The following is a 22666-nucleotide window of genomic DNA, read 5'->3' as shown; positions in this document are numbered from 1 at the left end:
ATGTACGTCGAGGAGATTGGGGACCATGAAGTCGGACCGGTTGCTTTCGATCCTGCTGCTCCTGCAGACGCACGGGCAGTTGTCCGCCGCGGACCTGGCCGGACGGCTGGAGGTCTCGGCGCGCACGATCATGCGCGACTTCGAGGCGTTGTCCGCTGCGGGCGTGCCGGTCTACACCGTGCGCGGACCTCAGGGCGGGATCGCGCTGCTGCCCGGCTATCACACCGACGTCACCGGGCTCACCGCCGACGAGTCGCGCGCGTTGTTCGTGGTGCTGGCGGGCTCGGCCCACGCGGACCTCGGCCTCGGCCAGGCCCTGGGGTCGGCGCTGCGCAAGGTGATGGCCGCCCTGCCCGCCCCGCACCAGGGTGGCGCCGACCTGACCAGCAGGCGCATCCTGATCGACCCGGTCCGCTGGCGCGGCTCTCCTGGAGCCTCGGATCTGGAGGTCTACCAATGGGCCGTGTTCGCCGACTGGCGGCTGCGGTTGCGCTACCGGCACGGCCGCGACAACCGGGTCCGCACCTACACCGTCGACCCGTACGGCCTGGTCAACAAGGCGGGCGTCTGGTACCTGGTCGCCGACCACAAGGGCGAACCGAACCTCTACCGGCTGGACCGGGCGCAGTCGGCCGTCGTCGTCGCCGAGCCCGTCCGGCGCCGGGCCGGGGTGGAACTAGACGACGTCTGGGAGGCGTTGCGCCGCCGGATCGACGACCTCCCGTCACCGGTGGCCGTCACCGCGCTCGTCCGGGACGACCTCCTGGCGTTGTTCCTGCGGATGCACGAGGGAGATCTCGACGGTCCGCCCGTGCCGCGCGAGCCGGGCTGGAGCGAGGTGGGTGTGCGGTTCCGGTCGTTGCGCGCCGTCGAGACGCTGCTCGCGTTCGGCGCGGGCGTCGAGGTGCTCAGCCCCGACGCCGCGCGCGAAGCCCTGGCCGCACAGGCGAAAGCGATCGCCGGTCTCTACGGGATCAGCTCGGCACCTCGTCCAGGTACGCCTGCGCCTGAAGCGTGAACAGCTCGGCGTAACCGGCCTTGGCCGCCATCAGCTCCTCGTGCGTGCCGTACTCGGCGACCTTCCCGTGCTCCAGCAACAGGATGCGCTCCGCCTGCCGCACGGTCGAGAACCGGTGCGAGATGTACAGCGTCGTCCGGCCCTCCGACAGTTCCCGCAGCCGCGCGAACAGGTCGTGCTCGGCCTGCGCGTCGAGCGCCGAGGTCGGCTCGTCGAGCACCAGGATCGGTGCCTCCCGCTGGAACGCCCTGGCCAGCGCGATCTTCTGCCACTCGCCGCCGGACAGGCTCACGCCCTGGTCGAACCACCGGCCGAGCGGGCTGTCGTAGCCGCGGGGGAGTCGTTCGATCCGTTCGTCCGCACCCGCGCGGCGGGCCGAGTCCTCGATGTGGTCCCGGTCCTCCAGTCGCGTCAGGTCGCCGAGGCCGATGTTCTCCGCCGCGGTGCCCTGGTACGTCACGTAGTCCTGGAACATCGCGCTGATCTTCGTGCGCAATGCCACCGGGTCGTACTCGCGGATGTCGACGCCGTCGAGCAGAATTCGGCCGCCCGTCGGGTCGTAGAGGCGGCAGAGCAGCTTGAACAACGTCGACTTGCCCGCGCCGTTGCGGCCCACGACCGCCACCGTCTCGCCGGGACGGATCTCGAAGCTGACGTGGTCCAGGGCGGGTTCCTGCGCGCCGGGGTAGCTGAAGGTCACCCCGTCGAACCTGATGTGTCCCTCCACTGTGGACGGCATCGGGCGCGGCTCCGGTGGCGCGGTGATCTCCGGCTTCGTGTCCAGGAACCGGTACAGCGTGTCGAGGTAGAGGTTGTTCTCGTACATCCCGGAGAACGCCGTGAAGAGCCCGGACACCGACGCCTGCACGGATGCCGCCGCTGCTGTGTACAGCGCCAGGTCGCCCAAAGTGAGCCGGCCGCCGACCGCTTCGAGTGCGATGTACAGCGTGATCGCCGAACCCGCGGCGGTGCTGAGCAGTCCCCAGGACGTCGAGCTGATGTTGCGGTTGATGGTCAGCTTGCGCGACCGCTCGTAGGCCACCGTGCCGAGCCGGCGGAACCGGTCGACGAAGTACGGGCCGAGGCCGAAGAGCTTGGTCTCCTTGGCGTACGTGTCCGTCGTGACCAAAGAGGACAGGTAGTCCATCCGGCGCTTGATCGGCGACATCATGAACGTCAGCCAGAACGCGCGCGAGCCGTACTTCGACTGCGAGATGAACGCCGGAATCGGCGCCAGCAACGCCACCAGGGCCAGCAGCGGGCTGATCGCGACAAGCAGGGCGATCATGCTGCTGAACGTGATCAGCGTGCGCACCAAGCCCAGCGCGGAGTTCATCATCGCGAGCGGGCGCGTCGGTGCCTCCTGCGCGGCCTGACGCAGCATGTCGTACGATGTCGAGCCCTCGAAGTACGCGAGGTGCAGGTCGCTGGCGTGCCCCATCACCCGGTGCCGGATCGTCAGCGTCATGCGTTCCTGCAACAACGACTGCGCGATCGACGTCAGCGCGCTGCTCAACGCGGTGGCGGCGAGCACCGCGAACTGGAACAGGGCGACGTTCACGATGTCACGGGTGGTGCCGGTGCCCTGGATCGCCGCGACGACCGAGTCCAGCAACAGCTTCGCGATGTAGGCCGTCAGGGTCGGCAGCAGCCCCGCCAGCACCGTGATCAGCGCCAGCACGACCGTCAGGACCGGGCTGGCCTCCCAGGTCAGCCGCGCGACCTTCGGCAGGCCGCGGACCGTGCCCGCCACCGACGTCCGCACGCGCTTGAGTCGCGAGCGCAGGTCCTTCGGTTCGTCGTCCTGGGTCGGTTCCGGGATGTCGACCGGTCCGGTGAGTCCGCTGTCCGGCACCGTCGACGCGCGCCGGCGACGGTTGCGCCGCCCCAGCGCGAACTCCATGCCCGGGATCATTCAGCCTCCACAGCGCCACGCAGGAAGAAGTCGACCACCTGGCGCGTGGTGGGCGGCTCGACGTCCGGCGCCAGCCTGCGGCCGCCGAACAGGAGAGTCAGGAACAGGCCGGCGAGCTGCTCGGGTGGCAGCCTCAGCCGGTCCTTCTCGGGGTCGAACAGGTCGACCATCGCCGCGCGGATGGCGGCCATCGACTCGCGGCGGCCGCCCTTGCGGGGGCCCTTCGGATCGCGGTGGCGGACCCGGCCGGACGCGTGCAAGGCGCTCATCAGCGCACCCATGCGTTCGAGGTGCGCGCCGAGTGCCTCGGCGGCCTCGACGAGCCGGTCCTCCAGGGGCTGGTCGAGGCCGATCTCGGCGATCGCGTCGAGCACGTGGTCGGGCTTCAACGCCTCGGCCGTGCAGGCCTCGAGGAGCTCGTCCTTGTCCTTGAACGCGCGGAAGATCGTGCCCTCGCCGATGCCGGCCGCACGGGCGATCTGGCTGCTCGTGACGTTGGCGCCGTGCTCGATCAGGAGCGGCAGCACCGCGTGCACGATCATGGCGCGCCGCTCGTCGACGCTCATGCCCGGCGCTCGCCGCCGGGTTTCGGGTGCTGGTGTCATGCCTCCATTGTGCGGAGTGAGCGCTCACTCCGTCAAATGAGTTCGCCCGGTCCCTTCAGCAGCACCTTCGCGACCTGCGCCAGATCGGGACTTGCGCCACTGGCCCTCGCCACGTCCATGAGGGTGGCGACGGACCTGCCCCAGAACTCGGCGAACTCGTTGATCATGCACGCCGACCGGTCCTGCACCCCGGACACGGGGAACACGACCGAGATCAGCTCGCTGAACCGGGCGGAGACGGCGGGCGCCGCCGCGGGGTTGAGTGCGGCGGCCACCTGCGCCTCGAGGTAGGCGCGCACGGCTGCCCTGATGCGCTGGTCGTTCACCACGGAGAGGGCCACGGCCGGTCACCGTCCCCCGCCGAGCCGCCCGAGATCCTCCAGGTCGCGCAGCCGGCCCTGCCGGTCCCGGCCGCCGACCACCCGGTACTCGCGGAGCAACCGGGGGCCGTCGGGATGGCCGCGGAGCAGGCGCGCGTAGTCGTCCCAGCTCAGTTCTGCCCGGCGGCGGGCGTTGTCGATCTCGTCGACGGATGACCTGGCCATCGTTGCTCCTCGGATCGGCGGGAATTCCTCCTGGTGCGGACACGACTTCGACTCGGCCGGTACATCGGAGCGGAATGCGTTCGCGTTATGGGGTGGGGCTGCCGACCCGGTACCGCAGGTGGTCGACGGCGGGGGACGGGTGCGTCTCGATGCGTTCCAGCTGGATCGCGGAGCCGAGCGCGGCGAACAACGGCGTGCCGCCGCCGAGCAGCAACGGCACCACGTGCACGTAGATCTCGTCGACCAGGCCGAGCGGCAACGCCTGCTGCATGACCGTGGCCCCGTGCAGTCCGACCCACTTGTTCCCGGCGGCACTCTTGGCCTGTTCGATCGCGCTCGCGACGCCGTCGGTGACGAACGTGTAGCCCTCGTACGGCTCTGCGGGCGCGTTGTGGGTGACCACGAAGTTGGGGGTACCGGGCACCGGGCCGCCGGGACCCCACGCGTCCACGGTCTTGTCGAACGACGTCCGTCCCATCACGATCGCGCCGCAGTGGGCGATCGCGTCCTCCAGGTACCGGCGGTCGGCGTCGATCGGATCTTCGAACATCCAGTCGTGCAGGCTGTGCGCGCCGTCGCCGAACGCGTTGGTGCGGCTCGCGTTCGGGCCGGTGACGTAGCCGTCGAGCGAGATCGACATGTCGCAGATGACGAGTGCCATGGTGAGTGCCCCTTTCCGGTGCTCACCTCTGCGTCGATCGGGCGTCGGCCGTTTCGACACGGCGGCACTAGGCTGGCGATCATGACGAAGCACCGGTGGGCCGCCGAGGATCTTCCCGACCTGACCGGGCGCACCGTCGTCGTGACAGGGGCCGCCAGCGGGGTGGGCCGGGGCACGGCCACCGCCTTCGCCGCCGCAGGAGCCCGCACGGTGCTGGCGGTGCGCGACGTCGCCGCCGGTGAACGCGCGGCGGCCGCCATGTCCGGCACCACCGAGGTCCGCGAGCTCGACCTGGCGAACCTCGCCTCGGTGCGGGCGTTCGCCGAGGCCTGGCAAGGAGATCTCGACGTCCTGGTCAACAACGCCGGCGTGGCGATGACGCCGTTCGGCCGCACCGCGGACGGGTTCGAGCTCCAGTTCGGCACCAACCACCTCGGCCACTTCGCGCTGACCAACCTGCTGCTGCCGTCGATCACCAGCCGGGTCGTGACGGTGGCGTCGGGCGCGCACAAGGTGGGCGTGCTCGACCTGGACGACCTGGACCTCGCCCGCTACTCGCCGCCGAAGGCCTACGGCCGCTCGAAACTCGCGAACCTGCTGTTCACCCTCGAACTGGACCGCCGCCTGCGGGAGGCCGGGTCGCCGGTGCTCGCGGTGGCGTCGCACCCCGGCTACACGGCGAGCAACCTGGGCACCAAGGGCCGCAACCCGTACCTGGTCAAGATCGCGAACTTCGTGGGCCGCCACTTCGCGCAGACCGAGGCGCAGGGCGCCTGGCCGTCGTTGTACGCGGCGACTCAGGACGTGCCGGGCGCGGGCTACGTCGGGCCGGACGGGCGGTTCGAGCTGCACGGCCATCCCACGCTGGTGGGGCGGTCGGCGACGGCCAGCGATCCGGTGCTGGCGGGGCGGTTGTGGGAGACGTCGGAACGCCTCACCGGGGTGACGTTCCCGTTGTCCGCGAAGCCCTGAGCAACGGAGCGCAGTTCAGCTCACTTCACAGCCAGCCGCGCTGCTCCGCCAGCGATCCCGCCTGAAACCTCGACGACGCCCCGAGTTCGTTCATCAGTCGCTGCAACCGCCGGTACGTGGTCCGGGTGCTCCAGCCGTTCGCCCGCGCGATCGCCGTGTCCGTCAGCCCCGCCTTCATCATCGTGAGCAACGCCCTGGTCTCCTCGTCCGGGTGCGCGCCGTCGCCGGGGTCCGGTGTGGACACGTCGAGCGGTGCGGCCTGCGCCCACTCGCCCTCGAACAACGCCTCGAGCGCGGTGAGCAGCGGGGAGCGGCGGACGAGGTAGGCGACCTGCAGGCCGCTTCTGCTGAGGTCGAACGGGATCAGGGCGTCCTGGTCGTCCCGGATGATCAGCTTGATCGGCAGGCTGCGGCGGGTGCGGGCCTGCTCGCCGCCGTGCACGGCCGGGAGGATGTCGGTTTCCAGCTTCCGGGGCCAGTTCACCGCGTCGAGGCTGTAGATCACGCGATGGGTGACGCCGTCGTTCTGGTGCCGGGTGATCTGCTCCTGGGTGAACCGGGCGGCGCCCTCGCCGCCGGGGCTCTCGTAGTACGGCGGGGTGTCGAACACGCGGACCTGGTGGCGTGCCTCGGATTCCAGGTGGGCGACGGCCGCGGCGATGGTCTCGCGGTCGGTCAGCTGTTCGATCACGAGTTCGGGGCTGGTGCGGTGGGCGCTGCGGTGCACTTCGGACAGCGAGTGGACCTTCGCGCGGGCGGCGCTCAGTTCGCGTTCGCGCAGCTGCACGAGCTGGTTGATCGCGATGTCCGGGGGTGCCGCGACGAACCGGGACGGGCGGCCGCTGCAACTCACGAGGTGCTTCGCGGCGAGTGCGGTGAGGGTGCGCTGCACCGCGGCCTGTGGGGTCGAGAGGTGGTCGGCTAGTGCGGCGGCGGTCGCACCGGGTTGTGCCACAAGGGTTTCGTAGACCTGTTCCTCGTCGGCGGACAGACCCAGTACGGCGAGTTCCATCCGACAGTCGTACAGGAATTGTCGAGGTTGTGCCAGGTGGCAGTGAATGGCCAACCAACTTCTTGTGGCAGGTAGTTGCCGACTGGCACTGTTCGGCCACCCAGGCTTCGCACCACCGCCACCCCCTGTACAGAGAGGACTCCGTCGGTGAGAACCTCCCGCAAGCGCCGGGCCGTCGTCACGGCCGGGTGTCTCGCGTCCCTGCTGATCCCGCTCACGCCGGCCCACGCCGCGGCGCCGGTGGGTCAGCCGGTCGCGGGCACCGCCCTGACCGCCGGCACCGTCACGTTGATCACCGGAGACGTGGTCACCGTGAACACCTCCGGCCGCACCATCTCCGTCGCACGGCCCGACGGCGGTCCCGCCGACGCACGGGTCGTCGAGTCCGGCGGTGACGTCTACGTCTACCCGAACTCGGCGTTGGCCTACCTCGCCGGCGGCAAGCTCGACCGGCGCCTGTTCAACGTCACCGACCTGATCGCCGACGGCTACGACGACGCCCACCGCGACGACCTCCCGCTGATCGTCTCCTACGGCGAGCAGCAGGGTCTCCGGGCGAACGCGGCCCCCGCCGGTGCCGAACTGGTCCGCCCGCTCGCGAGCGTCGGCGGTGCCGCCATCACCGCGGATCACGCACGGGCGAGTGACTTCTGGACCTCGCTGACCGGCAAGCAGACAACGTTGTCATCGCTCGTTCCGGACAACTCGGCGTTCACGAACGGCATCGAGCGGATCTGGCTCGACGGCAAGGTCTACCCGGATCTGGCCGAGTCGGTCGCGCAGATCGGCGCGCCCGCGGTCTGGGCGGGCGGGAACACCGGCGAGGGCGTCGACGTCGCCGTTCTCGACACCGGTGTCGACGCGACCCACCCCGACCTGGTGGGCCGGATCGCCGAGACCCGCAGCTTCATCGCCGGTGAGGACACCACCGACGTCCACGGCCACGGCACGCACGTCGCCTCCACCATCGCGGGCACGGGTGCCGCGTCCGGTGGCACCGAGAAGGGTGTTGCTCCCGGCGCCCGGCTGCACATCGGCAAGGTGCTGTCGAACGCGGGCTCCGGCAGCGACTCCGAGGTCCTCGCCGGCATGGAGTGGGCGGCGACCGAGGCCCGCGCCAAGGTCATCAACATGAGCCTGGGCAACCAGATGCCGTCCGACGGCACCGATCCGCTGTCGCAGGCGGTGAACCGGCTCAGCGCGCAGACCGGCGCGTTGTTCGTGATCGCGGCGGGCAACGAGGGCGGTTCGGGCAGCGTCAGCGCGCCCGGTGCCGCCGACGCGGCGCTGACCGTCGGCGCGGTGGACGCGGGCGACCAACTCGCCGGTTTCTCCAACCAGGGACCGAGGGCCGGGGACGGCGCGCTCAAGCCGGAGGTCACCGCTCCCGGTGTCGACATCTCGGCCGCGCGGTCCCAGCACTCCGGTGGCGAGGGCTACTACGCGACCCACAGCGGCACGTCGATGGCCACGCCGCACGTGGTCGGCGCCGCCGCGTTGCTCGCGGCGCAGCACCCGGACCTCACCGGCGCGCAGCTCAAGGACCTGCTGACCAGCACCACCAAGCGCACTCCCGACTACACCGCGTTCCAGGCGGGCAGCGGACGCGTGGACGTGGCGGCCGCCGCGAAGACCGGGATCTTCGCCTCGGCCACCGCCTACGCCGGGCAGAACGAACCGGCCGCCGTGCAGCGCCCGGTGACCTACACCAACCTCGGCGCGGCACCGGTGAACCTCGACCTGTCACTGGACGCACCCGGTGTGCCGCAAGGGGTCTTCCGGCTCTCGGACCAGCGCGTCACCGTGCCCGCACACGGCACGGCGAAGGTCACCGTGACGCTGGACCCGAAGGTCGAAGGCTCCGGTTCCGACGGTTTCAGCGGCCAGGTCCTCGCCAAGGCACCCGGTGGCGCGCTCGCCGCGCACACCGCCGTCTCGCTCGGCGGGCTCACCCACAAGATCACGCTCAACGTCAAGGACGCCACCGGTGCGCCCGCCAACGCGTTCGTGATGATGCTGAGGGCGGGCGACCCGAACCCGATCCCCGTCTGGGTCGAGCGCACCACGACCTTCTACCTGCCGCGCGACCACTACTCGGCGCTCGCGTTCATGGCCGTCCGCGGCGCGCACGGTCCGAACTCGCAGGGGCTCGCGCTCGTCGGTGACCCCGACTTCACGCTGGACAAGGACACCACGATCACGTTGGACGGCACCAAGGTCCGGCTGGTCGACAAGACCACCCCGCAGGCCTCGGCCTCCAGCTACCTGCGGCTCGAGTACTCCCGGATGCTGCACGCGGACGGCCGCATGCACGACTTCGGCCTCGCCAGCACCAGCGTCGACAGCCTCTGGGTCCAGGCGCAGGAGAAGGTGACGCACGGCGAGTTCGCCCTCGGCGCGCGGTGGCGCAAGGAACAGCCCGCGCTGGCGTTGTCCGTGCGCGGCGACGACTACACCGACGTCCTGCGGCAGTCCGGCGTCACCCCGCTGGCCGACGGCACCCGGAACCTCGACCTCGTCTTCGCCGGTGACGGGACGAACTACAAGAACGTCAACGCGCGAGGCAAGGCCGTCGTGGTGCGCCGCACCGACGCCCTCGCCCCGGCCGCACTGGCCAAGGCCGCGGCCGACGCCGGTGCCAAGCTGCTGATCGTCGCCAACGACAGGCAGGGCCGGGAACGCCTGTACTTCGGCGCGAGCACGATCGACGTCGCGCTGCTGAGCCGGGACGAGGGCGAGAAGCTCATCGGCCAGGCCCAGCGCAGGGGAGCGGAACTGCGCGCCGAGTCGCACCCGGTGCCGTCGTACCTCTACGACATCGCGCACACCTGGCACAACGACCTGCCGAAGAACATGGTCGTGCCCACGTCGAAGAAGAACCTCGCGCGCATCGACGAGAACTTCGCCGCCACCTCACCGGGCGGCCGCGGTGAGGAGTGGAGGTACGACTTCCCGGCGTACACGGAGTGGGGCATCGGCAACTACGTCCCGGTCGCCCTCGGCACCCGCCGCACGGACTGGGTCAGCACCGACGGCGACAACAGGTGGGGCCACGAGGTCACCGACGGCGTGCTCAACGAGTGGGGCGTGCGGCGCAAGTACGTGCCGGCCAGCACCACGAAGGACGAGTGGTTCAAGCCCGTCCAGCGCCCGTACCTCAACAACAACTACCTCGGCCCGGCCCGCACGGACAACCAGCTGCGCATCGACGTCCCGGGTTACGGCAACGCCGACCACACCGGCTCGATGCAGGACTGGTCGCGCGCGTCCCAGACGACCACGCTCTACCAGGGCGACACCCGGCTCGCCGGTTCGTCGAGCGGCCTGATCATGTACGCCGATCTCGCCAAAGCCGAGTCCCAGCGGTACCGCCTGGTCGTGGAGAACAAGCGCGACGCGACGGTCAGCCCGCACTCGACCGCGACCACGACGACGTGGACGTTCAACTCCGCCAAGCCGAAGGTGGCCGGGACGCGGGAACTGCTGCCGCTGCTCCAGATCCGCTACGGCCTCCAGACGGACGGCGACGGCACCGTGTCGCGCGACGCGAAGTTCGGCATCACCGTCGAGCAACGCGCCGCCGTGTCGGTCGGCCTGACCGACATCCAAGTCGGAGGCGGCGGCAGGGTCGGCAAGCCGCGGGTCGAGGTGTCCTACGACGACGGCGCCTCGTGGTCCCGGCTGTCGGAGCACGGCGGCCAGTACCGGTTCGACGCACCCAGGAAGGCGCACTTCGCCTCCCTCCGGGTGAGCGGTGACGACTCCGCGGGCAACACCGTCAGCCAGACGGTGCTCCGCGCGGTCGGCCTCCGCTGATCCCCGGTGGCGGCCCGTGCGCAGGGCCGGGCCGCCACCGGTGGTGTTTCTTCAGCTGTCGCGCAGGACCCGGTGAGCGAGCGCAGGCGAAAGCCTCAGCAACGCGGGCAACAACCGGGTCCTGCCGACGTAAATCTCGTTGGCACCGCTGACGATCCCGTCGACAACCGCCGCCGCGGCACGGTCCGGGCTGATCTTGTCGCGGCCGCGGCCTCGCGTCATCTCGGTGTCCACCAACGGCATCACGGCGTCTATCACGTTGATGTGCGGTGCGGTGTCCTGGCACTGGTAGCGCAACGCCCGGCTGAACGTGCGCACGGCGGCTTTGGTGGCGCAGTACACCGGCGCTGATTTCTTGGGAGCCAGCGCAAGTCCGCTGGTGATGTTCACGATCGCGGCCGTGTGGTGGCGGCGGACATACGGCAGCAGTCCGGTCGACAACGCGACGACGGCGTCGAAGTTGATCGCGATCTCCTGGCGGAGCTTGGGTCGCAGGGTGTCGGGGTCGTCGCAGAGGAAGTCGGTCAGCGTCTGCACGCCCGCGTTGTTGATCACGATGGACAGATCGGGGTGCTTGTCCGCCACCGCTGTGACGAAGGCGTCGACGGCGTTGGGGTCGGCGAGGTCCAGCGGCCAGGGGTGGACCTCGCCGTGCTCCGTTGCCAGGTCCTCCAGCAGTTTCCGGTCGCGTCCTACGGCCACGACCTGCGCGCCGTGCGTGATCAGGTGCCGGGTGAGGTGGCGGCCGATGCCGCGGGTCGCGCCCGTGACGAGGGCGGTGGTGCCGTGGAGGTTCATGCGGTGGCCTCGTTCTCTGGCAGCCGGGTGAACGCTGAGCGGTACGCGGCCGGGGTCATGGCGGTGCGCCTCTTGAACTCGCGGGTGAGGTGCGGCTGGTCGGTGTAGCCGCAGGCGAAGCCCACGACGCCGAGCGGGTGCGCGGTGTTCATCAGCAGGTCCGCGGCGGCGTCGGCCCTCGCGGTGGCGAGCACCGCTTGGAACCCGCCGCCGGGCTGTAGCTGCCGTTGGAGAGTGCGGGGTGACAGGCCCAGCCGGGTGGCAAGAGTCTGGACCGTCCAGCGGGCGGGGAGGTCGGCGGACAGGACTTCCCTTGCGTGCGTGGCCAGGTCGCCGGGTGGTGGGGCCGGCTCCGGCCGGGGGACCGATGACCAGGTGAAGCCCCATCGTGCGGTGCCGTGCCCACTCGACGGCTCGGCGAACTCACCGTTGCCGAACACCTTCTGCCCGTGCGGTTCGAGGGTGGCGGTGACGTCGCGTGCACCGATCATCGTCAGCAGCGCCACCAGCACGCCGAGAACGACTGCGTCTTCGGAGGGGGCTGGAGGGGTTCGGCCGACGTGTTCGGCTACCAGGTGGGTTGGGGACGATTCGCGCACCACGACTCGGTGGTGGGAGTGGACGAAGCGTTCGAGGCGGGTCCAGCGTTCGAACAGATCGCTGGGGGTGGTCGCGGCTGTCAGGGCGGAGAGGGCCGGGTCGGGCGGCAGGGTCGGGAGGATCTGGCCCGCCCGCAGGAGGGGGAGCAGGCCGTGTGTCCGCGCCACGTCCGCCAGCAGCGCGCGTTTGACCTCGAGAGGCACCAACGCGGTCGTAGGGATCTGCGGGACCTCTATGCCCTCAGCGGCGAGCGACTGCCGCACCGCCGCCACCAAGGCCCCACTCGCGAACTCGTCCACCCGCGCCACCCCCTTCCGAACCGGTCGGGGACAACGCTAAGCCCGTCGCTACCGCCTGTCTTGAACGATCGCGCCAAGGAACCCGTCGATCTCGGCCGCAGTCGGGCTGGTGGCGGGACCAGCCTGGGTGACGGCGAGAGCAGCAGCCGCGTTGGCCCGGCGAGCGGCCTCCAGAGGCGTCAACCCGGCGGCAAGCCCGGCCGCCAGCACCCCGGCATGAGCGTCACCCGCGCCGTTGGTGTCGACGGCGTGCACCGGGAAACCGGCCACCAGCAACGGTTCCGGGCCCGTCGACCCGGCCAGCCAGCAGCCCGCCGCGCCGTCCCGCACCACGACGAGCCCGCCGGGGCGGATGCGCTCGGCCAACGCCGTGGCAGCGGACGCGAGGTCGGTGAGTCCGGTCGCGATGGTGGCTTCGCGGGCGTTGGCGCTCAGCACGTCGGTGCGGCGCAGCACCGGGCCGAGCACGGCGGGGTCGAGATCGCCGACGAGCGGGGACGGGTCGGTGATCACCCGTGTGCCGCCGGGCAGGCCGGGCAGCCAGCCGGTGAGTGCCGCCGCGTTGACCGGGTGGGCCAGGCTGTAGCCGGACACGTGCACCAGGTCGTGTTCGGTGACGTCCACGCGGTCGAGGTCGGCGCGGGTGAGGTGACCTTCCGCGCCCACCGTCGTGACGAACGTCCGCTCGGCAGAAGGATCCACCAGGACGACGCAGTAGCCGCTGTCCGCGTCTTCGAGTCCTGTTTGGACGATTGTCGCGCCGCTCTCCTCCAGCGCGGCCCGGACGATGTCGCCCATCGGTCCGGTGCCGTACTGGCCCGCGAACACGACGGGCAGGCCGGCGCGCTGAGCGGCGACGAGGGTGTTGAGGCCGCCGCCGGCGGTCATCCGGGAGTCCGCGGCGATGATGTCGCCGCCCGGTTCCGGCAGGTGGGCGACGGTCATGACGATGTCGACGATCACGTTGCCGGTCGAGATCAGCCTCGGCTCAGTCACGGGCACCGCTCAGAGCGAAGTAGCCCGCCGCCGCCACCACGAACGTGACGATCCAGCCGATGGAGCTGAGTCCGTTGGCCAGCAACAGATATCCCGCGACGATGGCGACGGCCCAGGCCGCGGTCGCACGCCATTCGACGCCGCCCCGGTACCAGTAGGCGCTCTTGCGGGTCATGTCGAGCAGTGCGGCCGGGTCGTAGTGGCGGCGCTTGATCATGTCGACGAGGAACACGCCGAGCCAGGCCGTGATCGGGATGGCCAGCAGCGAGATGAAACCGATGAACGGGCCGTAGAAGTTGTCGGCCAGCAGCATGAAGTAGATCGCGCCGAGGAACGTGACGGTCACGTCCAGCGCCACCGCGTACACCCGCGGCACCCGGACGCCGAGGGTGAGCGTGGTGAGTCCGGCCGAGTAGACCGACAGGTGGTTCGACAGCAGCAGGCCGCCGAACGCGGCGATCAGGTAGGGCACGGCCATCCAGGACGGCAGCAGCTCGCGGATCGCGGCGACCGGGTCGGACGCGGACGCCAGCGAGTCGTCACCCGCCGTGAGCAGGGCGCCGAGGCCGATCAGCAGCACCAGCGGGATGCCGGCACCGGCCGCGCTCGCGCTGATCAGCCTGCCCGCGCGCACGCTCGTCTTCTGGTAACGGGCCATGTCGGCGCCCGCGTTGGCCCAGCCGATGCCCGTGCCGCCCGCGATCACGCCGATCCCGGCCAGCACCGCGGTGATCGGGCCCGCCGGCATCGCGGCGACGGCGCTCCAGTCCACTGTGGCCACCAGCACCACACCCACGACCACGTTGAGGGCGCCGAAGATCCACGTCGCCCACTTCTGGATCACCAGGATCGCGGCGTGGCCGAGGCCGGAGACGAGCAGCGTGCAGAGTTCGAAGATCGCGATCGCGACGATCGTCAGCACCGGCACGGACTTGGCGTCGGTGGCCGTGCCGAACGCGATCGTGAACAACGACAGCAGCACGAACGCCCCGGTCGTGGTGTTCACCGTCTCCCAGCCGAGGCGTGACGCCAGCGCCACCAGCGTCGGGCCCGCGTTGCCGCGCGTGCCGAAAACGGCGCGGGACAACGTCATGCTCGGCGCGCCACCCCGCCGTCCGGCGACGGACACCACACCGACCACCGCGAACGACCCCGCCGCGCCGACCGCCGCGACGATCAGCGCCTGCCAGATGTTGAGGAACTGGAACGCGACCAGCGTGGCGCCCAGCGGCAGACCGAGGATGGAGATGTTGGCGGCGAACCACACCCAGAACAGCTGCAGGGGGTTGCCGTTGCGCTCGGCGTTCGGCACGGGTTCGATGCCGCGCTGCTCGACGGCGCTCAGCGCGCCGCGGGTGGTGGTGGACATGGCTGTCTCCAGACGACGGTGGTGGAAACGCTTCAGGGTCGGCTCTGCGGCCTTTCGCGGAGAGCGAGCAGATTGCTCACCAGTGGGTCGAGCGCGAGGTCGTTGGCGCTCTCGACGGTCGCCACGGCAGCGGCGGGCCAGACCTCGATCCCGTGCACCGCCCCGAGCACGGCGCCCGCCATGGCGGCGATGGTGTCGGTGTCCCCGCCGAGGCTCGCGGCCTGGCAGAGCGCGGCCCACGGGTCCTCGGCCAACGCCGCGAGCGCCACAGCGGCGACCACGGACTCCTGCGCGGCCACGGACGTGCCGACGACCTCGATCAACGCCTCTTCCCGCGCCTTCTCGGGAAGTGACGTCAGGTAGGGGAGTGCCCAGCGCAGCCGTGCCGCGATCGTGCCGCCCGCCACCCAGTGCCCGCGCCGACCACCTTCGTCGGCTGCGGCAACGGCGACCTCGACGGCCTCAGCGAGACTCGCCCCGCCCACACCCGCGCTCACCGCGGCCCCGACGGCGGCAGCGGCCCCGATGCCCAGCCCCGTGTTGTGCGTGGGAGCACTGGTGTGCGCGACGACGTCCACAAAGGACCTCAAGTCCGAGGCGTCCACCGCGATCCCGACCGGCGTGATGCGCATGGCCGCCCCGTTGGTGGCCCCGTTCCGACCGGCCTCGTCCGCGGGAACCCCGTCCTCGAGCCGCGCCAGCGCCGCCTTCGTGGACGGCCCGAGCAGGTCGAGCGACCCGCGCTCGCGCATCCGGTCCTCCCACGCGAGCAACCGTCGCGCCAACTCGGCCGGGTCGACCACGCCGTCGCTCTCGACCAGCAACTCGGCGAGCAGCACGGCCTGTTCGGTGTCGTCGGTGATCGACCCGGCCGCCATGCCGTGCGCGATCCGCTGCCGCGGCCCGGCGGCGACCAGCCCGGTGATGCCCCCGTAGTCGGCGAGGATCTCGGCGCGCGACATCGACTGCGTGGGCATCCCCAGCGCGTCGCCGAGCGCCAGTCCCCAGAACGCCCCGAGCGCGTTGCTCTTCACCTCAGCCCCCAAAGCTCACGTGCAGCCGGAACCGCGTCGGATCCAGCCAGCTCACGACCTTCTCGACGAAGTTCCCGTCGGCGTCCCGCGCGATCCGCGTGGTGTGCAGGAACATCTCGCCCGGCTCCCGTCCGAGCAGCCGCGCGTCGGCGTCGTTGAGAGCAGCCACCGCGATCCACTGGTCGCCGCGCGCCGGCACCAGCCCGGAAGCCGTCATGGTCTCCGACAAGGAGTCGTCGGTGAGCCCCAGTTCGGGAACCTGTTTGATTGCACCGATTGCGGGCACCCGGCTGCGTTCCAGCGACACGGCGGTCCCGTCACCCACGAGCCGCCGGATCCGGTCAAGTGCCAGGAACTCCATCGCCCCCGCCCCGACCGTGGCGGCCAGATCGGGATCGACCACCCGTTCCGCGCGCACGATCTCGGCCTTGGTGTGGACACCGGTCATCGCGAGCGCGAGACCCCAGCTCGGCGACTCGTCGAGCGACCGGCCGTCGAACGTGACGAACGAACCGACACCCGTCTGGGTTTCGATCAGGTTGTCGCGGGCCAGTCCTTCGAGCGCGCCCCGGATGGTGCTGCGGCTGACGGAGAACCGGCGGGCCAGCTCGTTCTCGCCCGGCAGCAGGGACCCGGTCGGGTGCTCGCCGGAGTGGATCGCCTCGCGCAGGCGTTCGGCGACCTCCTGGCGTTTGAGCGACGACCGGCCGCGCGCTTGCTTGTCCATACCTGAACCATACCTGTCCGGTACCTGTATGGCTAGGTCTTGGGGCGCCACCCGGACGCGCCGACCGTTTTTACGCGATCTTGACGCCTTACCCCTCCTTTCCTCACAAAGGCCGGACTTCACGCGAAGTTGACTCGCTCCCAAATGACTGCACAGCACCTCGGGGGCACCGGCATGACCGAAACGTCGCAGTACGCGATACCTGAACGCGTGGACAGCCCGGTGCGCCCGGCCGTCCCCGCGACGGGGCTGGGACGGTGGTTGCTGAAGCACCGCGTGCAGCCGGTGGTGGGGCCGGAGAGCGGCGAGACCCACGCCGTGCCGCAGTCGTGGTGGAAGGTGATGTGCCTGACGGGCGTGGACTACTTCTCCACGCTGTCCTACCTGCCGGCCATCGCGGCGCTCGCGGCCGGGGCCGTGTCGCCGCTCGCCACGTTGCTGATCGTGGCTCTGACGTTGCTCGGCATGCTGCCGATGTACCGGCGGGTGGCGAAGGAGAGTCCGCACGGGCAGGGCTCGGTGGCGATGCTCGAGAACCTGCTGCCGTTCTGGCGCGGCAAGCTGTTCGTTCTCGTCCTCCTGGGGTTCGTGGCCACGTCGTGGATCATCACGATCACTCTGTCCTCTGCGGACGCGACGGTGCACCTGCTGGAGAACCCGTTAGCACCAGGGTTTCTGCACGGGCACGAGGTCGCGGTGACGGTCGTGCTGCTGCTCGTGCTGGGCGGGGTGTTCCTGCTCGGGTTCAGCGAGGCCGTCGGTGTGGCGATTCCGCTGGTCGCGGTGTTCCTGCTGCTCAACGCCGTGGTGGTGGTCGCGGGCGTCGTGCAGGTGCTGGCCGAACCGGTCGTGCTCGACCGGTGGGTGGACGCCCTGACGGCCAGTGGCGGGTTCAGCGGCGCGGTCGGGCCGGCGGTGCTCGCGTTTCCGTTGCTGGTGCTGGGGTTGTCGGGCTTCGAGACCGGCGTGAGCATGATGCCGCTGGTGGCGTCGAAGGGGAAGACGGCGGAGGAGCGGCTCGCGGACCGGGTGCGCAACACTCGCAAGTTGCTGACGACGGCCGCGCTGATCATGTCGGTCTACCTGATCGCCACGAGCTTCGTCACGACGGTGCTGATCCCGGCCGAGGAGTTCCGGCCCGGCGGGGAGGCCAACGGCCGCGCGCTCGCCTACCTCGCCCACGAACTGCTGGGGGAGGGCGTCGGCACCGCCTACGACATCAGCAGCATCCTGATCCTGTGGTTCGCGGGCGCGTCCGCGATGGCGGGCCTGATCAACATCGTGCCGCGCTACCTGCCGTCGTACGGCATGGCGCCGGACTGGTCGCGCGCGGTGCGGCCCGTGGTGATCGTCTACACGGTGATCTGCGTGCTGGTCACGGTCGTCTTCAACGCCGACGTCAACGCCCAGGCAGGCGCGTACGCGACCGGCATCCTCGCGATGATGGTGTCCGCGTCGGTCGCCGTGGCCATCTCGGCCGTGCGCCGGAGGCAGCGCAAGGCGGCGGCCGCGTTCACCGTCCTGACGCTCATCCTGGTGTACGCGCTGGTCGAGAACGTCATCGAGAAGCCCGACGGCCTCACGATCTCGTTGTTCTTCATCCTCGGCATCATCGCGATCTCGCTGGTCTCCCGCGTCACCCGCACCACCGAGCTGCGGGTGGAGCACATCGAGTTCGACGAGACCGCGCGCCGGTTCGTCGCCGACACGCTCGCCCACGACGGCGCCGTCACCCTCATCGCGAACCGCAGGCAGGCGGGGGACGCCGCCGAGTACGCCGAGAAGGAGGCCGAGCAACGGGGGATGAACCCGGTGCCCGGCACGGCGGACGTGGTGTTCCTGGAGATCGACGTGGTCGACCCGTCGGACTTCAGCGAGGTGCTCCAGGTGCGCGGTGTCGAGGTGGACGGGCACCGGATCCTGCGGGCGGACAGCCCGGCCGCGCCCAACGCGATCGCCGCGATCCTGCTGGCCCTGCGCGACTGCACCGGCGTGCGGCCGCACTGCCACTTCGCCTGGAGCGAGGGCAACCCGCTGGGGCACCTGTTCCGGTACCTGCTGCTCGGCCGCGGCGACACCGCGCCGGTGGTGCGGGAGATCATCCGGGCGAGCGAGCCCGACCCCGACCGCAGGCCCGGCATCCACGTCGGAGGCTGACCGGCGCGGCCTGGCGCGGGCGTGAGAACCGCGCAAGGCCGCCCCCGCATCGAGTGACGACAGCCGACCCGATCGACGCTCGCTCGGTCGTCCAGGTCACATCGCGTAACCCTCTCCGGGCCCGTTCGGGTGAGACGCAGGTCGCTCCGCGTCAAGAACCCGTCAAGGAAGGCACCGCCGGTGTCAAGGTGTTGTCAGGCGGCGCTGACCTGCGGGTTTTCCTGATGCACGCTTCCCGGCGTCAGGAAAACCTCGTTGAAGTCGGAAGGGAGCGCGCCATGGCCGACCTGGCCTACGCGTTGCTGCTGATCGTGAGTTTCCTCGTGCTGGGACTCACCGTGCGCGGACTGGAGAAGCTGTGAGCGGCACCGGTCTGATCGCGAACGTCGTCGCGGGCGTGCTCGCCCTCGCGTTGATCGTCTACCTGTTCGTCGCACTAGTCCGGCCGGAGAAGTTCTGATGTCACCCCTCGTGGCCGGCCTCGTGCAGGTCGGCATCCTCGTCGCGGCGCTGGCGGTCGCGTACCGCCCGCTCGGCGACTACATGGCCCGCGTCTTCCGCGTCCGGGACACCGAACAGCAGAAGCACTCGAAGGTCGAGCTGGCGATCTACCGCTTCGCCCGCATCGACCCCGAAGCCGAGCAGAAGTGGAGCACCTACGCGTACGGCGTGCTGGGCTTCTCGTTCGTCGGCATCGTGTTCCTCTACGTCATCCAGCGGATCCAGGCGGTCTTGCCGTTCGACTTCGACCGCGGGAACGTGCCGGAGGGCATGGCGTTCAACACGGCGATCAGCTTCGTCACCAACACGAACTGGCAGTCGTACGTGCCGGAAGCCGTCATGGGCCACACGGTCCAGATGATCGGCCTGACCGTGCAGAACTTCGTGTCGGCCGCCGTCGGGCTGGCCGTCGCGGTCGCGTTGATCCGCGGGTTCGTGCGGCACCAGACGGACCGGCTCGGCAACTTCTGGGTCGACCTCACCCGCGGCACGCTGCGGATCCTGCTGCCGATGGCGTTCGTCTTCGCGATCGTGCTGATCGCGCTGGGCGTCACGATGTCACTCAAGTCCGGTGTGGACGTTGATGGCCAGACCGTCGCGAACGCCCCCGTGGCCTCGCAGGAGGCCATCAAGGAGCTCGGCACCAACGGCGGCGGCGTCCTCAACGCCAACTCCGCGCACCCGTTCGAGAACCCGAACGAGTGGAGCAACCTCGTCGAGATCTTCCTGCTGCTGGTCATCCCGGTCGCGCTCACCCGCACGTTCGGGCGCATGGTCGGGCAGACCAGGCAGGGCTACGTGCTGCTGGGCGTCATGGGCACCATCTGGTCCGCGATGCTCGCGGTCATCTGGGCCGCCGAGGCGAACGGCGTCAGGCCGTTGGAGGGCAAGGAACTCCGCTTCGACGTCGCGGCCAGCGCGCTCTTCGCGAACTCGACGACCGGCACGTCGACCGGCGCGGTCAATTCGTGGCACGACAGCTACACCGGCCTCGGCGGTGGCGGCACGTTGCTGAACATGCTGTTCGGCGAGATGACGCCCGGCGGTGTCGGCACGGGGCTCTACAGCATCCTGGTGATGGCGATCATCGCGATGTTCCTGGCGGGCCTCATGGTCGGCCGCACGCCCGAGTACCTCGGCAAGAAGCTCGGCCGCCGCGAGGTCACCGCCGCCGCGGTGTCGATCCTCGCGATGCCGACCGTGCTGCTGATCGGCGCCGGCATCGCCGCGATCCTGCCGAGCACCCAAGGGGTGCTGAACAACCCGGGCGAGCACGGGCTGTCGGAGATCCTCTACGCCTACGCGTCGGCCTCCAACAACAACGGCAGCGCGTTCGGCGGCATCACGGTGACCAGCGACTGGTTCCAGTCGTCACTCGGCCTGTGCATGCTGTTCGGCCGGTTCGTGCCGATCATCGCGGTGCTCGCGCTCGCCGGATCGTTGGCGGCGCAGAAGAAGGTGCCGGTCACGGCGGGCACGCTGCCCACCACCGGGCCGTTGTTCGCCACCCTGCTCGGCGCCAGCATCGTGCTCGTCGCCGCGCTCACGTTCGTTCCCGCTCTCGCTCTTGGTCCCATCGCGGAGGCTTTGCTGTGACCAGCACACTTCAGCGGTCTCCGGAAGAGAACCGCACCCGGCACGCGGAGAACCTGGGCCACCAGGTCGGCGCGGGCATCTTCGACCCGAAGCAGCTGCTCAAGTCGTTCCCGGACGCGCTGCGCAAGTTCGACCCGCGCCACCAGCTGCGCAACCCGGTCATGTTCGTCGTCTGGGTTGGTTCGCTGCTGGTCACGTTCTTCGCGGTCACCGACCCGAACGTCTTCAACGTCGCCGTGACGCTGTGGCTGTGGTTCACGGTGCTGTTCGCGAACCTCGCCGAGGCCGTCGCGGAAGGCAGGGGCAAGGCGCAGGCCGAGTCGTTGCGCAAGACCAAGAAGGACGCCGTCGCGCGGCTCGTGAGCGGCAGCGTCGTGGCCGGTACCGAACTCAAGATCGGCGACCTGGTCGTGGTCGAGGCGGGCGAGGTGATCCCCGGCGACGGCGACGTGGTCGAGGGCATCGCGACCGTCGACGAGTCCGCGATCACGGGGGAGTCCGCGCCGGTCATCCGCGAATCGGGTGGCGACCGTTGTGCGGTCACGGGTGGCACCACCGTGCTGTCGGACCGGATCGTCGTGCGGATCACGACCAAGCCCGGTGAGTCCTTTGTGGACCGGATGATCGCTCTCGTCGAGGGCGCGGAGCGGCAGAAGACGCCGAACGAGATCGCGCTGACGATCCTGCTGTCCACGCTGACGATCATCTTCATGCTCGCGGTCGTCGCGTTGCAGCCGTTCGCGATCTACTCCGGCGGCGAGCAGTCGGTGATCGTGCTGACCGCGTTGCTGGTCTGCCTGATCCCGACGACGATCGGCGCGTTGCTGTCCGCCATCGGCATCGCGGGCATGGACCGGCTGGTGCAGCGCAACGTGCTGGCCACGTCGGGCAAGGCGGTGGAGGCCGCGGGCGACATCGACACGTTGCTGCTGGACAAGACCGGCACGATCACGTGGGGCAACCGGCGCGCGACCGAATTCATCGCGGTCAACGGCACGGACGAACGCACCCTGGCGGAGGCCTCCCGCCTGTCGAGCCTGGCCGACGGCACGCCCGAGGGCCGCAGCGTCGTCGAGTTGTGCGTGGAGAAGTACGGCCTGCCCGCCGAGGCGAGCGATCACGAGAAGACCGGCGAGTTCGTGCCGTTCACGGCGCAGACCCGCGTGTCCGGCATCGACCTGGGTGACCGGCGCATCCGCAAGGGCGCCGCGTCCGCGTTCGACCTGCCCCACACGGCCCGCGAGATCGTGGACGAGATCAGCGGCCAGGGCGGCACCCCGCTCGTCGTCGCGGAGAACGACCGGGTGCTCGGCGTCATCAGGCTGAGCGACGTCGTGAAGCCCGGCATGAAGGAACGCTTCGCCGAGCTGCGCGCGATGGGCATCCGCACGGTCATGGTCACCGGCGACAACCCGCTGACCGCCAGGGCGATCGCCGCCGAGGCCGGGGTCGACGACTTCCTCGCCGAGGCCAAGCCCGAGGACAAGATGGCCCTGATCCGCAAGGAGCAGGAGGGCGGCCGGCTCGTCGCGATGACCGGTGACGGCACGAACGACGCACCGGCGCTCGCGCAGTCCGACGTCGGCGTGGCGATGAACACCGGCACGTCCGCGGCCAAGGAGGCCGGGAACATGGTGGATCTGGACTCGGATCCCACCAAGCTGATCGAGATCGTGGAGATCGGCAAGCAGCTGCTGATCACGCGGGGCGCGCTGACGACGTTCTCCGTCGCCAACGACCTGGCGAAGTACTTCGCGATCCTGCCCGCGATGTTCGCGGCGATCTACCCGGCGCTGGACAAGCTCAACATCATGCACCTGGCCACGCCGCAGTCCGCGATCCTCTCGGCGGTGATCTTCAACGCCCTGGTGATCGTGGCGCTGATCCCGCTGGCTTTGAAGGGCGTCCGGTACCGGCCGTCCAGTGCCTCGGCGCTGCTGCGGCGCAACCTGCTGATCTACGGCCTGGGCGGCGTCGTCACGCCGTTCGCCGGGATCTGGCTGATCGACCTGCTCGTGCGACTCATCCCCGGGATCGGCTGAACC

The 22666-nt window shown here is 70.2% G+C and carries 20 protein-coding genes; 8 read left to right on the top strand and 12 right to left on the bottom strand.

The features are described 5' to 3' along the window. The first annotated feature begins 25 nt into the window (after positions 1-25). Entirely contained in the window at positions 26-1018 is a 993-nt protein-coding gene (locus JNUCC0626_RS11250; protein WP_394619644.1) for a helix-turn-helix transcriptional regulator, read from the top strand. Here JNUCC0626_RS11250 and JNUCC0626_RS11245 read toward each other — a convergent pair. The 5 genes from JNUCC0626_RS11245 to JNUCC0626_RS11225 all read right to left on the bottom strand — a co-directional run bounded on the left by JNUCC0626_RS11245 (position 975) and on the right by JNUCC0626_RS11225 (position 4744). Beyond that, positions 975-2921 (bottom strand): ABC transporter ATP-binding protein, encoded by a 1947-nt coding sequence (locus JNUCC0626_RS11245; RefSeq protein WP_394622014.1) that lies wholly within the window; start codon positions 2919-2921, stop codon positions 975-977. The two genes, JNUCC0626_RS11250 and JNUCC0626_RS11245, sit on opposite strands and share 44 nt — an antisense overlap. An 8-nt stretch (positions 2922-2929) precedes the next feature. Further along, positions 2930-3499: a TetR/AcrR family transcriptional regulator gene (locus JNUCC0626_RS11240; RefSeq protein ID WP_394622013.1), complete on the bottom strand. Its 570-nt coding sequence runs from the start codon at positions 3497-3499 to the stop codon at positions 2930-2932. 71 nt (positions 3500-3570) lie between these two features. After that, positions 3571-3879 (bottom strand): hypothetical protein, encoded by a 309-nt coding sequence (locus tag JNUCC0626_RS11235; RefSeq protein ID WP_394619643.1) that lies wholly within the window; start codon positions 3877-3879, stop codon positions 3571-3573. A gap of 6 nt (positions 3880-3885) precedes the next feature. Beyond that, the gene (locus tag JNUCC0626_RS11230) at positions 3886-4083 is read right to left on the bottom strand and encodes a hypothetical protein (RefSeq protein WP_394619642.1); all 198 of its coding nucleotides are present in this window, start codon (positions 4081-4083) and stop codon (positions 3886-3888) included. 85 nt (positions 4084-4168) lie between these two features. Continuing rightward, entirely contained in the window at positions 4169-4744 is a 576-nt protein-coding gene (locus JNUCC0626_RS11225) for a dihydrofolate reductase family protein (protein WP_394619641.1), read from the bottom strand. Between the two features lie 81 nt (positions 4745-4825). Between JNUCC0626_RS11225 and JNUCC0626_RS11220 the strand changes: the two genes are divergently transcribed. Next, complete coding sequence (locus JNUCC0626_RS11220; protein WP_394619640.1) at positions 4826-5716, top strand: oxidoreductase; 891 nt, start codon at positions 4826-4828, stop codon at positions 5714-5716. Between the two features lie 25 nt (positions 5717-5741). Here the strand turns inward: JNUCC0626_RS11220 and JNUCC0626_RS11215 are convergent, their stop codons facing one another. Then, complete coding sequence (locus JNUCC0626_RS11215; RefSeq protein WP_394619639.1) at positions 5742-6728, bottom strand: helix-turn-helix domain-containing protein; 987 nt, start codon at positions 6726-6728, stop codon at positions 5742-5744. A gap of 147 nt (positions 6729-6875) precedes the next feature. On the opposite strand from JNUCC0626_RS11215, the gene JNUCC0626_RS11210 reads away from it, so the two are divergent. Then, positions 6876-10544 carry a S8 family serine peptidase gene (locus JNUCC0626_RS11210; protein ID WP_394619638.1) on the top strand — a complete coding sequence of 1223 codons (3669 nt, stop codon included), beginning with the start codon at positions 6876-6878 and terminating at the stop codon, positions 10542-10544. 51 nt (positions 10545-10595) lie between these two features. Here the strand turns inward: JNUCC0626_RS11210 and JNUCC0626_RS11205 are convergent, their stop codons facing one another. From JNUCC0626_RS11205 to JNUCC0626_RS11180, 6 genes are read right to left on the bottom strand one after another with little or no spacing between them, the layout of a single operon-like run. Further along, positions 10596-11342 (bottom strand): SDR family oxidoreductase, encoded by a 747-nt coding sequence (locus JNUCC0626_RS11205; RefSeq protein WP_394619637.1) that lies wholly within the window; start codon positions 11340-11342, stop codon positions 10596-10598. Beyond that, complete coding sequence (locus tag JNUCC0626_RS11200; protein ID WP_394619636.1) at positions 11339-12241, bottom strand: helix-turn-helix transcriptional regulator; 903 nt, start codon at positions 12239-12241, stop codon at positions 11339-11341. Before JNUCC0626_RS11200 ends, JNUCC0626_RS11205 begins: the two co-directional genes overlap by 4 nt. Positions 12242-12289: 48 nt before the next feature. Next, positions 12290-13237: a PfkB family carbohydrate kinase gene (locus tag JNUCC0626_RS11195; RefSeq protein ID WP_394619635.1), complete on the bottom strand. Its 948-nt coding sequence runs from the start codon at positions 13235-13237 to the stop codon at positions 12290-12292. Continuing rightward, the gene (locus tag JNUCC0626_RS11190) at positions 13230-14606 is read right to left on the bottom strand and encodes a purine-cytosine permease family protein (RefSeq protein ID WP_394619634.1); all 1377 of its coding nucleotides are present in this window, start codon (positions 14604-14606) and stop codon (positions 13230-13232) included. The genes JNUCC0626_RS11195 and JNUCC0626_RS11190 overlap by 8 nt, the downstream gene beginning before the upstream one ends. Positions 14607-14638: 32 nt before the next feature. Then, complete coding sequence (locus tag JNUCC0626_RS11185) at positions 14639-15640, bottom strand: ADP-ribosylglycohydrolase family protein (protein WP_394619633.1); 1002 nt, start codon at positions 15638-15640, stop codon at positions 14639-14641. Position 15641: 1 nt separating this feature from the next. Then, positions 15642-16367: a GntR family transcriptional regulator gene (locus JNUCC0626_RS11180; RefSeq protein WP_394619632.1), complete on the bottom strand. Its 726-nt coding sequence runs from the start codon at positions 16365-16367 to the stop codon at positions 15642-15644. A gap of 174 nt (positions 16368-16541) precedes the next feature. Between JNUCC0626_RS11180 and JNUCC0626_RS11175 the strand changes: the two genes are divergently transcribed. Genes JNUCC0626_RS11175 through kdpB form a run of 5 tightly spaced genes read left to right on the top strand, consistent with a single transcriptional unit; the run spans position 16542 to position 22663 of the window. Further along, positions 16542-18524, top strand: a complete 1983-nt coding sequence (locus tag JNUCC0626_RS11175) for an amino acid transporter (protein WP_394622012.1) — start codon at positions 16542-16544, stop codon at positions 18522-18524. A gap of 53 nt (positions 18525-18577) precedes the next feature. Further along, a complete protein-coding gene (locus JNUCC0626_RS11170) occupies positions 18578-18886 on the top strand; it encodes a hypothetical protein (RefSeq protein ID WP_394619631.1) in 309 nt (102 codons plus the stop codon). Then, positions 18883-18984, top strand: coding sequence for a K(+)-transporting ATPase subunit F (gene kdpF, locus JNUCC0626_RS11165; protein WP_394619630.1), 102 nt, complete (start codon positions 18883-18885; stop codon positions 18982-18984). The genes JNUCC0626_RS11170 and kdpF overlap by 4 nt, the downstream gene beginning before the upstream one ends. Next, positions 18984-20621 carry a potassium-transporting ATPase subunit KdpA gene (gene kdpA, locus JNUCC0626_RS11160; RefSeq protein WP_394619629.1) on the top strand — a complete coding sequence of 546 codons (1638 nt, stop codon included), beginning with the start codon at positions 18984-18986 and terminating at the stop codon, positions 20619-20621. Before kdpF ends, kdpA begins: the two co-directional genes overlap by 1 nt. Continuing rightward, positions 20618-22663, top strand: coding sequence for a potassium-transporting ATPase subunit KdpB (gene kdpB, locus JNUCC0626_RS11155; RefSeq protein ID WP_394619628.1), 2046 nt, complete (start codon positions 20618-20620; stop codon positions 22661-22663). The genes kdpA and kdpB overlap by 4 nt, the downstream gene beginning before the upstream one ends. The last annotated feature ends 3 nt before the right edge of the window (positions 22664-22666 follow it).

The sequence above is a fragment of the Lentzea sp. JNUCC 0626 genome, assembly GCF_043632865.1.
In the GTDB taxonomy this organism is placed as follows: Bacteria; Actinomycetota; Actinomycetes; order Mycobacteriales; family Pseudonocardiaceae; genus Lentzea.
Note: the sequence above shows the minus strand (reverse complement) of the source record. Positions and strands in the feature narration are given on the sequence as shown.

Coding starts and splice junctions, on each gene's coding strand:
- JNUCC0626_RS11230 (WP_394619642.1), bottom strand. CDS start 4,083: ATGGCCAGGTCATCCGTCGACGAGATCGACAACGCCCGCCGCCGGGCA.
- JNUCC0626_RS11205 (WP_394619637.1), bottom strand. CDS start 11,342: ATGAACCTCCACGGCACCACCGCCCTCGTCACGGGCGCGACCCGCGGC.
- JNUCC0626_RS11190 (WP_394619634.1), bottom strand. CDS start 14,606: ATGTCCACCACCACCCGCGGCGCGCTGAGCGCCGTCGAGCAGCGCGGC.
- JNUCC0626_RS11245 (WP_394622014.1), bottom strand. CDS start 2,921: ATGGAGTTCGCGCTGGGGCGGCGCAACCGTCGCCGGCGCGCGTCGACG.
- JNUCC0626_RS11175 (WP_394622012.1), top strand. CDS start 16,542: ATGACCGAAACGTCGCAGTACGCGATACCTGAACGCGTGGACAGCCCG.
- JNUCC0626_RS11220 (WP_394619640.1), top strand. CDS start 4,826: ATGACGAAGCACCGGTGGGCCGCCGAGGATCTTCCCGACCTGACCGGG.
- kdpA (WP_394619629.1), top strand. CDS start 18,984: ATGTCACCCCTCGTGGCCGGCCTCGTGCAGGTCGGCATCCTCGTCGCG.
- JNUCC0626_RS11215 (WP_394619639.1), bottom strand. CDS start 6,728: ATGGAACTCGCCGTACTGGGTCTGTCCGCCGACGAGGAACAGGTCTAC.
- JNUCC0626_RS11180 (WP_394619632.1), bottom strand. CDS start 16,367: ATGGACAAGCAAGCGCGCGGCCGGTCGTCGCTCAAACGCCAGGAGGTC.
- JNUCC0626_RS11225 (WP_394619641.1), bottom strand. CDS start 4,744: ATGGCACTCGTCATCTGCGACATGTCGATCTCGCTCGACGGCTACGTC.
- JNUCC0626_RS11250 (WP_394619644.1), top strand. CDS start 26: ATGAAGTCGGACCGGTTGCTTTCGATCCTGCTGCTCCTGCAGACGCAC.
- JNUCC0626_RS11240 (WP_394622013.1), bottom strand. CDS start 3,499: ATGAGCGTCGACGAGCGGCGCGCCATGATCGTGCACGCGGTGCTGCCG.